A 13,750-nucleotide genomic window follows, 5' to 3' on the forward strand; every position below is an offset into this window, starting at 1 on the left:
AAAACTCACCCTGAATGCTGCGAAATATCGAAGAAACCGAAATCGATCTGCCGCAAATCGGCCCTCTGCCGGTCCGTTTGCGCCCGAGTGCGCGTGCGACGCGACTCAAATTGCGGATCGATCCGGCGTTTGACGGTGTTGAAATTGTCGTTCCGAACGGCATATCGCGCAAAACGGCGATCTCGATGCTGTATCAACATGGCGACTGGGTCACTGCCCATATGAGCCGCCTGCCCGAACGCGTACAGTTCGTTCCGGGCGCATGGGTGCCCTTCATGGGCAACGAACATGCCATACGCACCGTTCCCGACGCCAAGCGCGGCGTCTGGGCCGAAGCTGGTGTGATCTGGGTTTCGGGATTGCCCGAGCATACCAATCGTCGGGTTTCTGATTGGCTGAAGAAACAGGCCAAACTTGAGATCTCCCCCCGTGCCCATGCCTATGCCGAACGGATCGGCAAAAAGGTAAACCGTATTTCGTTAAAAGATACGCGCACACGCTGGGGCAGTTGCTCATCCAACGGTAATCTGTCTTTTAGCTGGCGACTCGTTCTCGCCCCTGAAGATGTGCTGGATTACGTGGTTGCCCACGAAGTTGCTCACCTTCAGGAACTGAACCATAGTGCCCGTTTCTGGGCTGTCGTCGAAGACCTTTATGGTCCGTCAAAAAAACAGCAGCACTGGCTAAAGAAGAACGGCTCAGCCCTGCATCGATATGGCGCAGGTACTTGATCCTAACGGAGTCCCGATATGCTGATCCCGATTGAAACCCTGCTGATTTTCATTCCGACCGCACTGGCGCTGAACATGACACCGGGCAACGACATGCTGTTTTGCCTTGGTCAGGGTATCAAGTCAGGACCACGAGCGGGTCTGGCCGCCAGTTTCGGGATCGCGACGGGTGCCATGATCCATACTCTTCTTGCCGGTCTCGGACTGGCAGCTGTGGTCGCTGCCCACCCGGTGGCGCTGGAGGTTCTGCGATGGGCGGGAATTGGTTATCTGGTGTGGCTGGCGTTTCAGTCGTTCCGGGACGGTGGCGGCGTTTTAAAACCGGCGAAAACCGCACCGGCAACCGCCATGAAAGCCTGGCGCGACGGCATCGTGGTTAACCTGCTTAATCCAAAGATCATCGTTTTCGTGTTGGCCTTTATTCCGCAGTTCGTCGATCCGGCACGTGGATCGGTTCTGGCACAGTTTCTGATCCTTGGTGTGATCCTGAATATCGGTGGCACGATTATCAATTGCTTGGTTGGTGGTTTTGCCGGAAAGCTTGGCCAGTTCCTGTCGCGTTCGGCCCGACTGGCACGCGCGTTTCAGATTTTTACTGGTTGCGTATTTCTGGCACTTGCCGCCCGGCTGGCTTTTGACAAGCGGGCATAGTCGCATCACAGAACACAACCCTCCTTGCGCAGGTCGGGCAATTCCGCACGCAGGAAGCTTAGAAAACTACGTTCGACCGCGCTGAGTTCGCCTGAAGACCGGAACAGGGCAACGTCCCATTCGATTGCAGGGGTCAGGGGACGGGCAACGACCTTTTCCTCGTCCACCAGCAAAGTCGCAAACGGATCAATAACCGCAATGCCGACATTGCGTTCAACCAGCCGGGAAATGGTTCGGATGGTGCGGGCTTCAACAGCGATCTTGCGCGGCCAGCCTGCGATTTGGAAAATATAGTCAATCTTGGTGCGGAGCGGCGATCCTATCGAGAGTTCGACAAAGCTTTCACCCCGTAAAAGATCGATATCAATGGTTTCAAAACCGGCCAGCCGATGATTGCGCGGCATCAGGCACACCGCCCGGCATTGCGCCAACGGCATAACTTCCATATTCGGATCCTGAAGATCAAGCGTGATGCCGATACCCAGATCACATTGCCGGGTCGTGACCATATCCAACATACCTTCAAGACCGGTATCAGCAATACTGACCGAAACGTTGGGGTGAGCACGCTTAAACTTGGCCACGACATCAAGAAGATAGGTGTCAACATAGATCGGTTGTGCCGCAATCCGGATACTGCCAAGCTGCTCATTGGCGATGGCACGCGCCTGTGTTTCGATTTCACGCAGAGAATTAAGCGACCGCAAGACGGTTGTATGAAACTGCAATGCCTCGGTCGTTGGCGACAACTGGTTTCGTTTGCGGTTGAACAACGCGAACCCGACAGATTTTTCAAAACTGTTCAGCAAACGGCTGACCATGGGCTGACTGATATTCATGGCCTGTGCTGCCTTGGTGACGGAGCCATAGGTCATAAAGGCATTGAAGCTTTCAAGTTCGCGCAAATTCATGTCTGGCTCATAATTAATTTCAGTATGTAAATTAGTTATACTGAAATTAATTTTTTGCGTCACGAGTTATAGTTTGCGATGAAATGTATACAAAATAAAAAACCGACGAGCTCGGGCAATCCTGCCACCAACCATCCAGGGAGACATGAAAATGTTTCGACAGCTCAAAAAGGCCGCGACATTTGCGGCTGCAGTTCTTGCAACCACAACTCTGGTTTCAACCGCACAGGCCGCTGACTACCCGGAAAAAGCCATCACCCTTGTCGTGCCTTATGGTGCGGGCGGTGCATCGGATCTGGCCGGTCGCGCACTGGCTGAAACCGCGCGCAACTACACCGACGAACAGCCGGTCGTTGTTGTGAACAAAACCGGCAATGGCGGCATGAACGGTGCGCGTTACGTCACCGAACAGAAGCCGGATGGTTATACCCTGCTGCTGTCGCGCGTCGGCATGGCACTTTACCCGGCCGTTTATACCGATAGCCCGGTTGGCTGGGACGATTACACCTTCCTTGGTATTCTTGAATCGACCCCGATGATTCTTGCGGTTAACGCAAACTCGGACATCAAAACCGTCGACGACCTGCTTGCCAAAATCAAATCAAGCAATGGCGCAACCACCTATGCCGCATCCGGCCCCACCGCGATTGACGGCTTTACGGTTCAGGCCCTTCTTGCCGATGCCGACCTGGATCCGCTATCTGCTTCCACCCTCGTGCCATACAAAGGCGGCAGTGCCCTTGCCGCAGCCCTTCTCGGTGGACATGTCGACTTCCTCGCCATCGCAGCCGGTTCTTTGATGCCCCATATCGAAGCCGGTAAAATGCGGGCGCTGATGGTTTATTCGCCCAAGCGCATGGACGCGCTTCCGGACGTCCCGACCGCCAAGGAACTTGGTTATAACCTGGCCGGTCAGGTTGACGGCTGGAGCGCATTGTTCGCCCCAAAAAATCTGCCGGAAGACGTTGTTGCAAAGTGGAAAGACATTCTGTCGAACGTTGCAACCAACGAACAGTGGCTTGACCTTGCCAAGAAACGCGGTTCGGTTTCGGTCGTTGGTGACCAAGACCCGGCTGCCTTCGTCAAGAGCCAGTACGAGCTCTATAACGGCATGGCCAAGAAGTTCGGTTACATTCAGTAATCCCCATCCCCTAAACATCTGAATGCGAGACGGAACCATGACCCCAAATCGCGATTTTTATACCGGACTGGTTGCAACGGCCTTCTTTGCTTTTGTCCTGTTCGTCCTGATCCCGATCTATGTGAAGGTTCCGTCTTTCATCCCCGGTTTTGCGCCGCCGCCTGATATGTGGCCACGCGTGATTACCGGTGTCGGGCTTGCCATGGGCATCCTTGCCATTATTTTTGCCATTCCCAAAATGCGGCTGGCCAGCGGTAAGCGTGTCACGACCATTGGTCAGACCTTGAACCGCAACCGTAAACTGATTGCCCGCTTTGTTGCCGTCCTGATCGGATTTGCCGCCTTTACCTATGGCATGCCGGTGATCGGTTTTGTTCCTGCAACCATTTTGCTTCTGGCCTACCTGTTCCTGATGACCGGCAATTACAGTCGGAAGATCTGGATGATCGGATTGTCCATTATCTTTCCGATCCTGCTTTATCTTGTTTTTACCGAAGTCACCCATACGCCTTTCCCCGAAGGCCATCTGTTTTCGGCCTATATCGCCGATTCCGTGACCCTGATCTGATTTGAAAGCGCCCCTTCATGTGGAACGAATTGCTTTACGCCTTTGAAGCCGTCGCAACGCTGCCCAACTTTATTGCCATGGCAGCGGGAATCTGGGGTGGTGTGATCATCGGTGCCATTCCGGGCATGACCGGTACAATGGCCGTGACCCTTGCCCTGCCATTCACCTTTTATCTGCCGCCGGTCACCAGCATTTTGCTGCTGGTTGCCCTATACAAGGGATCGACCTATGGCGGATCGATTTCGGCGATCCTGATCAAAACGCCAGGAACCGCATCCGCAGCCTGCACGGTTCTTGACGGTTATCCACTGGCCCAGCAGGGAAAAGGTGGCAAGGCGCTGAATATGGCGCTGGTTTCAAGCTGCATCGGCGACTTCGTTTCGAACATCTCGCTGTTCTTCCTGGCGATGCCGCTTGCGTTATTTGCGCTTCGGGTCGGTCCGCCGGAATATTTCATGCTGATGGCGTTCTCGCTGACGATTGTTGCCAGCATTTCCGGTCGTTCGCTATTGCTGGGTATCATTTCAGCCTGCATCGGTTTGCTTTTGGCAACCGTCGGCGAAGATATCTATGGCTCGTTCCGCTTTGCCGTTACCGAAGATATGAAATCGGGTCTTGGTGTCGTCCCGGTCCTGATCGGCCTGTTTGCCTTGCCCGAACTGATAAAAATGATCGTCTTCCGGCCCGAGGACAACAATGCGGCGATGAAGCTTGGCGATAACCGCCTGACCATGTCAGAATTCCGCGGCAGCCTGAAATCGATCCTGCGCGGCAGTGTTATCGGCGTGGTCCTTGGTGCCATTCCGGGGATCGGCCCGTCGACCGCCGCCTTCTTTTCCTATAGCGAAGCACGCCGCACATCGAAAAACGGTGACAAGTTCGGCGAAGGTGAGCTTGAAGGTGTTGCCGCATCCGAGTCCGCCAATAACGGCTGTTGTGGTGCGACCATGATCCCGCTTCTGGCACTTGGCGTGCCGGGGGATGTGATCACGGGTGTCATGCTTGGCGCGTTCATGATTCACGGCCTGACACCAGGTCCACTGTTGTTCCAGAACAATATCGGCGAAGTTTATTCACTGTTTATCGGCATCCTGTTCAGTTCCGTCTTCCTGTTTGTTGCCGGAAAACTGACCGCCGGAGCCTTTGCCAAAATTTCGCGTATTCCACAGACGCTGCTTTTACCCTGCATTCTGGTTCTCTGCGTGTTTGGCATCTATTCCATCGGTGCCAGCCCGTTTGACGTCACTGTGCTTCTGGTCATGGGCGTTGTGGGCTTTGCAATGATGATCCTCAACATCCCGGCAGCACCATTCCTGATCGCCTTCATTCTGGGGCCGATGTTCGAAGACAATATGCGCCGCTCGCTCGCGATTTCACGCGGTGATCTTGGCGTCTTTTTCCAGTCATGGATTTCGTGGGGGTTCTTTGCCCTTACCGTTCTGTTCATCGCCCTGACCATTCGCCGCGAATGGCAGAAATGGCGTGAAAAATCCCGAAATACGGCGCAGTCAGCCTAATATTCCGAGAAACGAGAAGCGATAAAAATGAGCAAACCCAACATGTCCCGTCTGCATAATGCCATCGATCTGCTTGGCAAACTTGTGGCGTTTGACACCACCAGCAAGAACTCGAATCTCGGTCTGATCCATTTTGTTCGCGACTATCTGGCGCAATATGGCATTGAAAGCACCCTGTTTCATGACGAGACAGGTGAAAAAGCAAACCTTCTGGCAACCATTGGCCCGAAAGACGTTCCCGGTATTGCGCTTTCGGGACACACAGATGTTGTACCCGCCCTTGAAAAAAGCTGGGTCAGCCCGGCCTTCGAACTGACCGAGCGTGACGGAAAACTGTTTGGTCGCGGTTCTGCCGATATGAAAGGCTTTTCTGCCTGCGCGCTGGCGATGGTGCCCGAACTGGTCAAACGCGACCTGGCAATCCCATTCCATCTTTGCCTGTCTTATGACGAGGAAGTCGGCTGCCTTGGCGTTGGTTCGATGGTTGATCATCTGGCCGCCCTTAAAACTCCGCCACGCCTTGCCGTTATCGGTGAACCGACCGAGATGAAGGTCATCAACGGGCAGAAAGGCAAGTTTTCGATGCGGGTATCGGTTACCGGTACAGCCGGGCATTCGTCCTTCGCACCCCGCCACGTCAATGCCATCGAATATGCGGCACGCGCCATTGCAATGATTTCCGACCTTGCGCGCGAGTTCGAGGAAAACGGCCCGTTTGATAACGACTTCACGGTCCCGCACAGCACCATGCTGACCACCACCATCGGCGGTGGTACGGCAACCAACGTGACCCCGGATTTCTGCGAATTCACGTTTGAAATTCGCCATCTGCCGGAACATGACGCCAAGGCCGTTCTTGACGGTATCAAAGAAAAGATCATTTCGACCCTTGATGCCGAAATGAAAGCCAAGGAAGCAGAAACCGGGTTCGAGTGGGAAGAAATCTTTTCCTATCCCGGTATGGGCGATTGCACGGATGCCGAGGCATTCGCGCTGGTTCGTAACATCATCCCCGAAGTATCGGGCAAGGTTTCCTATGGGTCCGAAGGCGGGATTTTCGAAAAACAGGGCAATATCCCGTCCATTATCTGCGGCCCGGGCAGCATCAAACAAGCCCACAAGGCCAACGAATTCATCGAAATTTCGCAGATCGAGGAATGTCTCGAATTCCTCGAGAAGCTCAGTGATCAGGCTGTAGCGGCCTGATGCTCTCGCCGATGTACCGCCCTGAACGGTGCATGCGGATATTCATGCGATGCAAGGGAAAGATTGCACCCCTGACCCTTGATCACATCGCGATATTCGACAGGTGAGATCTCCCTCGGCTTCATCGGTCTCCCCCGGTGAAGCCATGCAAACTGCAAACTTGATGGCCGGTTCATCCCCCCAGGATACCGGCCATTTTTTCTTGGGCGAAACGCAAACGGGTCGATGCATCAGCACCGACCCTGAATTACATTTGCAATCAAGACATCAAAGCCAGTTACTGCTTTGTATTCCCGGTTGTGAAGCCGGATGTAAATTCACGCCAGCTGCCGTCCTCACCGACTTTCTGCGACCGTGCAAGTGCCGCCTTGCCAAGAGAACGAACCGGCAGGTTCTGATGCGCATGAAGCATGAAATCATGCCAAAGCTTGGCTGGCAGATCACCGCCGGAAACATCATCCATCGGGCTGCCGTTGTCGTTCCCCATCCAGACCCCTGCAACCAGTTCGGCGGTATAACCGATGAACCATGCATCACGTGAATCCGATGTCGTGCCGGTCTTGCCTGCAGCAGGACGATCAATGATCGCATTTCGTCCTGTGCCCTTGGCAACCACCGAAGACAGCATATTGTTCATCTCACCGGCATGCAGCGGGTTCATCAGACGCACAGGGAACTCATCGCTGCGCTCAAACAGAACCACGCCACCCTGACCGACAATTTTACGAATTGCGTGCGGGAAGACGGAAAAACCGCCATTGGCGACGATTGCATAGGCACCTGTCAGATCAAGCATCGATACCTCGCTGGTACCGAGTGCCAGACTGGGTTCCCGTCCAAGCTCGGACGAAACGCCCATATCGTGGGCCTTTTTGATCACATTATCCAATCCGACTTCCATCGCGACCTGAACAGCAATCGAGTTGTTCGAGGTTGCCACCGCGTCACGGATTGACATCGTGCCATGATGCTTGCGATCAAAGTTGCGCGGCTCCCAGCCATTGATCGAAATCGCCATATCACGCATCCAGTCATTCGACCCGATGCCTTTGTCCAGCGCCGCCAGATACACAAACAGTTTGAACACCGACCCGGGTTGCCGCCGGGCTTGGGTCACACGGTTATACTGGCTTTCGAAATAGTCACGCCCGCCAACCATCGCACGCACCGCACCATCCGGCGTCATCGCCAGAAGTGCGGCCTGCCCGACATGTTTTTGCTGGGCAACCGGACTTGCCAAAGCACGTTCAAGGTTGAGCTCCGCGATTTCCTGAAGACGGGAATCAAGCGTTGTATGGATCGTCAGGTCCTGATCGACATAGCCGATGTAATCACGAACGCGATCAAGAACCCAATCTGTGAAATACCGGACACCCGGCCCACTTTTACCCTCTCGCGTGGTGCGCACGGTGCGCTGCTTGGCACGTTCGGCACGTGCAGTAGTGATGACACCGTTTGATGCCATCGCGTCAAGAACGACATTGGCACGTTTTGCAGAATCTTCGGGATCAACCAGCGGGTTGTAACGGCTTGGTGCCTTTGGCAAACCGGCCAGAACAGCAGCTTCGTAAAGATTAAGCCGTCGCGGGTCCGTTCCGAAATAATGTCGGGATGCGGCATCAATCCCGTACATCCCCGATCCGAAATAGATGCGGTTCAGATAAAGCGACAGGATCTGTTGCTTGGTAAATTTGAATTCCAGCCACAATGCAAGAAGCACTTCTTCGATCTTGCGCCCGAAATTGCGTTCAGGTGACAGGAACAGGTTTTTTGCAAGCTGCTGGGTAATCGTGCTGCCGCCCTCGGCAATGCGCCCTGACGTCAGGTTGACCCAGCTGGCACGCAGAATCCCCAGAATATCGATACCAAAGTGATCATAAAAACGACGATCTTCAATGGATACAAAAGCCTGCCCGACATGATCAGGCAGATCGGAAACCTCCACCGGACTGCCGTAACGATCACCATAAGACCCAAGTACGGCGCCATCCACACTGATCACACGGATGGATGGTTTACGTTCGCTGGCAACTTCGAAGCTTATCTTTTCCGGTAGTCCATAACCGTAATAGGCAACGATCCCGCCACCAATAACCAGTCCCCAAATACCCATAATGACAATAAAACGTGCAATCGCCTCGGGTCCGGGTATCATCCCGCCGATTTTACTTAAAATACCCGACCCGCTTTTCTTGCTGCCGCTACTGCCCGAACTGCTAACGCGTTTCTTGCGTTTTCGCGGCGTCGTTGCACCCTTGCGTACGGTCTGTTGTCTTTTGAATGGTCTTTGGGCCACTAAGCACCTTTGATATCATATAGGGACGCCGGTTTGTGCCCGTGAACGCCTGATCTGTCAACGTATCTGCCAGACAGGCAGAAGACAGGCGAACAAGGCCTCAAACCGCGCCACTCAGCCATTTCGGCTGAAATTTATATGGTTATGCCCCAACGTCTGCGGGAGACCCCGATCCCCCGGTTCTTCGGCAATTTTACTGCTGTTCATTCAACAAGTCGTGTTTCCACATATCCGTCACGCCATCATTTTCACGTCGGCGTTGCGAGGCGGCACGAATCATCGAACGAATAGGCAAACCGTCATGTGCATCCAGCATAAATAACCGCCAAAGAGACGCAAGCTCTACATCGCCGCGGATCTGAGGAATTCGGCTATTATCATCATTTCCGGCCCAGACAACCGTTATCAGATCGGATGTAAAACCGGTAAACCATGCATCAGATGCACCGGTATCCTGCGTACCATAGCCCGCAAACGGTCGATCCAGACGAAGTTGCGGATCTGTCACACTGGAAAACAGTGTATAGGCCCCCTGAATGGCTTCGTCAGTCAGACGTTTTTCAACGGTTTGTTCGACCCGCTGATAGACCAGTTCGCCAGTTCCGGCGAAGGCAACACGGTTGACCAGACTGAGTTGCACCGGTTTACCCGAGTTTTGTGGCAAGGCATGAATAGAAGCAATGTCTGCCAAGGACACCGGATCAAGCCCGACAACGGTTCGGATATCGTTTGATAGCGGACTTTGAACCCCTATGGCACGGGCATAACCCTTAACGTTTAGCAAGCCGAACTGATCGGCCAGATTGACCGGAACAGTATTGACGTCGCGAACGAATGCCTCGCGCAATGAAATCTGGCCACGATATTCGTGATCCGGATTAACCGGACGCCAGCCTCCCACCGCCATACGGTTGTCACGCACCCATTGGGCCGGATCGCTGTTTTCGTTCAGCGCGTAATAATATGGCACGATCTTGATCATTCGGCCGGGGAAATGGCGCACATCCCAGGCGCGGTTCGGACGGAACGGGCTGTAATTCACCCCACCAACAATCGCACGAATACGCCCGTCCGGGCTCATGGAAAGCAGTGCAGCCTGTTCGACCCCCTTGGGCCTTAGACGCAGATTGGAAACTTCACGCACAACATCCTGTGCCAGGCTCTGAATGGTCAAATCTATGCTGGTGATAACTTCGATATCGCGACTGGTATAGCCGATGCGCGCAGCGACTTCGTCCATGACCATGTCGACAACATAGCTTGAAACCACGCCATCCTTGTACTGAACATCCAGCTTGGGCTCCACCAGGGTAAGGGCGGATACGCGATCAAGTTCGATATATTTATAGCGCCCCATATTCAGAAGGATCTCGTTGGCCGCATTGGCCGCATCCCGGGGGTGGTATAAGGGATCAAACTTTTTCGGATCATTGATTGCAGCCGCCAGAACGGCGGCCTGATGCAATGTTATCCGCTCGGCAGGGCTTCCGTACCAGATGCGTGATGCCGCGGTGATCCCGAATATGCCGCGGCCCATATAACTGCGCTCAAGATAACTGCGCAGGATGGTTTTCTTGTTGAACTTGAATTCAAGCCAGAGCGCGACCAGAAGCTCCTGCAGATGACGGCCTGCACTGACTTCAGGGGTTTTAAAGAAGCTTCGCGCAACCCGCATCGTTATGGTCGATCCGGGGATATCGTTGCTTGTGAAAACACGCACGAAATCGCTGGCCGATACACCAAAATGCCCATAAAAACCGGGATCAGTACCTGCGACGAACACATTCTGTATCCGTTCGGGAATGGTCGTCAGCGAGACGTCCTGGCTATAGCGCCCCTGAACAATTTCAAGCGTCGCACCGTCAAAACCCATGATCCGGACTTCGGGGCTTCTGATCATGTTGCGGCTGAAATCAAGATTGGACTGGATTGTCAGGACAATCGCCATCACCGCAGCAAAACCGGTCAACGCGAAAAGACCGATCATCAGCATACGCCGCCGACGACGGCGGCGCCTGATGATGCGCAGTTCACGTTCTGCAATTTCCTGCATCGCCGCATGGGCGGCGTTTGCACCGCCGCGTTGCGGTTCGTCCTGCTCTTCTTCTGCCACGCCCGGTTCCGCTTTTATCAACAGATTGACTATGCCAACGTACAGTAAAGCGCCAAGCTATTAAGAAAGTACTTCATCCAAACGCAAACAGGGCAGCCCGATGGACTGCCCTGTACGAATTGCGCACCTGATGCCACTTATACGTCGAGATTGGCAACTTTAAGCGCATTGGACTGAATAAAATCGCGACGCGGCTCAACGACATCACCCATCAGGGTAGAGAAGACTTCTTCTGCCTCGTCCGCGTGATCAACACGCACCTGAAGGAGCGAGCGGACATTCGGGTCAAGGGTGGTTTCCCAGAGCTGATCCGGGTTCATCTCACCCAGACCTTTATAGCGCTGGATCGAAATACCGCGACGGCCATATTCCATCACCGCATTGACCAGATCGACCGGGCCACTGATTTTCCAGACCTTGTCCTTAGCACCGAATTCGGCACCAGTTTCAAACAGTTCGCGCAACTCGCCAAGCAGGCCGGCAATCGCGCGGCTTTCGGCTGAACGCAAAATATTGCCGTCGATAACATAGCGTTCCTCAACCCCGCGCAGCATACGCCACATGACGATTTCATCCTGCGAGGCTTCGCCCTTCCAGCCGCGATCAAAATCTTCCGACAGAAGATCAAGACGACCGGCAAGCGTATTTGCCGCCTCCTGACGTTTGGCATCATCGTCAAGCAATGCCGGGTTCAGGGCACCCGCCAGAACAGCCTGCTCAAGAACCGAGATCGGCAGTTTCAGCGAAAGTGGCTCAAGCAGCCCCTTGGCCTTGCGCGCCAGTTCGACAATCCGGACCAAATCCGGACCGGCAACCTGAACACCACCACTAAGCGTCAGCAATGCATCCTCGGTCCCCTGCGCGGTCAGGTATTGTTCCATCTCGCGGTCATCTTTGAGGTACTGGACCGAGTTACCGCGTTTGGCACGATAAAGCGGCGGTTGCGCGATATAGAGATATCCGCGTTCAACCAGTTCCGGCATCTGACGGTAGAAGAAGGTCAGAAGCAGGGTCCGGATATGCGCACCATCGACGTCGGCGTCAGTCATGATGATGATTTTGTGGTAGCGCGTTTTTTCAATATTGAAATCGTCACGGCCGATACCGGTGCCAAGGGCGGTAATCAGTGTGCCGATTTCCTGACTTGAGAGCATTTTATCGAAACGCGCACGCTCAACGTTCAGGATTTTACCACGCAATGGCAGAATTGCCTGGAAACCACGTTCGCGGCCCTGTTTGGCTGATCCACCTGCGGAATCACCCTCCACGATGAACAGTTCGGCTTTGGACGCATCGCGTTCCTGACAATCGGCAAGTTTGCCCGGCAGGGACGAGATATCAAGCGCGCCTTTGCGGCGGGTCAGTTCACGTGCCTTGCGGGCGGCTTCGCGTGCCGATGCGGCTTCGACCACTTTGGTGACGATTTTGCGTGCATCCTGCGGATGCTCTTCCAGCCACTGCTGAAGCCTGTCGTTCACGATGTTTTCGACAACCGGACGGACTTCGGACGAAACCAGTTTGTCCTTCGTCTGGGACGAGAATTTCGGATCCGGCACCTTGACCGAAATCACACAGGTCAGACCTTCGCGGGCATCATCCCCAGAAAGGCTGACCTTTTCCTTTTTCACGATCCCGCTTTCCTGCGCATAGGAATTGATCTGACGGGTCAGAGCTGCACGGAAACCGGCCATGTGCGTTCCTCCGTCACGCTGCGGAATGTTGTTGGTAAAGCACAGTGTGGTTTCGTGATAGCTATCATTCCACTGCAGGGAAACTTCGACGGTAATACCGTCTTTTTCGCCAACGATCGTAATAGGTTCTTCGATCTGCCGAGCCTTGTTACGGTCGAGATATTCCACAAAGGCGCGGATACCGCCTTCGTAATGCAGTTTGGTTTCAACCGGTTCGCCATGGCGTTCATCACGCAACGTCAGGATCACGCCAGAGTTCAGGAAGGCCAGTTCGCGCAGACGATGTTCAAGCGTCGGCAGGTTGAACTCGGTCATCGTGAAGATTTCGGCATCGGGATAGAAGGTAACCTCGGTCCCGGTCAGAGGCTTGCCCTCTGCCGTCATTGGCGCATCACCGACAATTTCCAGCGGCTTGATCGCATCGCCACCGGAAAATTCCATGTAATGCTCCTTGCCGTTGCGCCAGATGCGCAGCTTCAGCAAGGTTGAAAGCGCGTTCACAACCGACACACCCACACCGTGCAGGCCACCGGAAACCTTGTAGGAGTTCTGGTCAAACTTACCGCCGGCATGCAGCTGGGTCATGATGACCTCGGCCGCCGAAACGCCTTCTTCCTTGTGCAGGTCAGTCGGAATACCACGGCCGTTATCGCGGATCGTTGCCGAGCCATCGCCATTCAGCTGTACCCAGACGGTATCGCAATATCCGCCCAGCGCCTCGTCAATCGCGTTATCGACGACTTCATAGATCATGTGATGCAAACCGCTGCCGTCATCGGTATCGCCGATATACATGCCCGGGCGTTTACGCACCGCTTCAAGGCCCTTGAGAACCTTGATCGATTCTGCACCGTAATCCTGCGCCTGTTGTTCGGCGGTTTTCGGAGCTTCTGTTTCGTTGGTCATAGCGTCACAACCTCGGCAT

At 54.3% G+C, this 13,750-nt stretch carries 10 protein-coding genes; 6 read left to right on the forward strand and 4 right to left on the reverse strand.

What is annotated here, in order from left to right; genetic code table 11:
• The first annotated feature begins 14 nt into the window (after window positions 1–14).
• The gene (locus AUP42_RS05520; RefSeq protein ID WP_062949722.1) at window positions 15–731 is read left to right on the forward strand and encodes a M48 family metallopeptidase; all 717 of its coding nucleotides are present in this window, start codon (window positions 15–17) and stop codon (window positions 729–731) included.
• Between the two features lie 18 nt (window positions 732–749).
• Window positions 750–1,382 (forward strand): LysE family translocator, encoded by a 633-nt coding sequence (locus tag AUP42_RS05525; protein ID WP_062949724.1) that lies wholly within the window; start codon window positions 750–752, stop codon window positions 1,380–1,382.
• Window positions 1,383–1,387: 5 nt separating this feature from the next.
• Here the strand turns inward: AUP42_RS05525 and AUP42_RS05530 are convergent, their stop codons facing one another.
• Entirely contained in the window at window positions 1,388–2,293 is a 906-nt protein-coding gene (locus AUP42_RS05530) for a LysR family transcriptional regulator (RefSeq protein WP_062949726.1), read from the reverse strand.
• Window positions 2,294–2,444: 151 nt separating this feature from the next.
• Here AUP42_RS05530 and AUP42_RS05535 point away from each other — a divergent pair, with 151 nt between their 5' ends.
• From AUP42_RS05535 to argE, 4 genes are read left to right on the forward strand one after another with little or no spacing between them, the layout of a single operon-like run.
• Window positions 2,445–3,434, forward strand: coding sequence for a Bug family tripartite tricarboxylate transporter substrate binding protein (locus AUP42_RS05535; protein ID WP_062949728.1), 990 nt, complete (start codon window positions 2,445–2,447; stop codon window positions 3,432–3,434).
• Between the two features lie 37 nt (window positions 3,435–3,471).
• Window positions 3,472–4,002 (forward strand): tripartite tricarboxylate transporter TctB family protein, encoded by a 531-nt coding sequence (locus AUP42_RS05540; RefSeq protein ID WP_062949730.1) that lies wholly within the window; start codon window positions 3,472–3,474, stop codon window positions 4,000–4,002.
• A gap of 17 nt (window positions 4,003–4,019) precedes the next feature.
• A complete protein-coding gene (locus tag AUP42_RS05545) occupies window positions 4,020–5,519 on the forward strand; it encodes a tripartite tricarboxylate transporter permease (protein WP_062949731.1) in 1,500 nt (499 codons plus the stop codon).
• 27 nt (window positions 5,520–5,546) lie between these two features.
• The gene (gene argE, locus AUP42_RS05550) at window positions 5,547–6,725 is read left to right on the forward strand and encodes an acetylornithine deacetylase (RefSeq protein WP_062949732.1); all 1,179 of its coding nucleotides are present in this window, start codon (window positions 5,547–5,549) and stop codon (window positions 6,723–6,725) included.
• Window positions 6,726–7,002: 277 nt separating this feature from the next.
• Here argE and AUP42_RS05555 read toward each other — a convergent pair whose 3' ends face one another.
• The 3 genes from AUP42_RS05555 to gyrB form a co-directional block, all read right to left on the reverse strand.
• Window positions 7,003–8,880: a transglycosylase domain-containing protein gene (locus AUP42_RS05555; RefSeq protein WP_231858169.1), complete on the reverse strand. Its 1,878-nt coding sequence runs from the start codon at window positions 8,878–8,880 to the stop codon at window positions 7,003–7,005.
• A gap of 334 nt (window positions 8,881–9,214) precedes the next feature.
• Window positions 9,215–11,134, reverse strand: a complete 1,920-nt coding sequence (locus AUP42_RS05560; RefSeq protein ID WP_062949734.1) for a transglycosylase domain-containing protein — start codon at window positions 11,132–11,134, stop codon at window positions 9,215–9,217.
• Window positions 11,135–11,271: 137 nt separating this feature from the next.
• Window positions 11,272–13,731 (reverse strand): DNA topoisomerase (ATP-hydrolyzing) subunit B, encoded by a 2,460-nt coding sequence (gene gyrB, locus AUP42_RS05565; protein WP_062949736.1) that lies wholly within the window; start codon window positions 13,729–13,731, stop codon window positions 11,272–11,274.
• Window positions 13,732–13,750 lie beyond the last annotated feature (19 nt).

Source organism: Thalassospira lucentensis (assembly GCF_001613805.1).
GTDB lineage: Bacteria > Pseudomonadota > Alphaproteobacteria > Rhodospirillales > Thalassospiraceae > Thalassospira > Thalassospira lucentensis_A.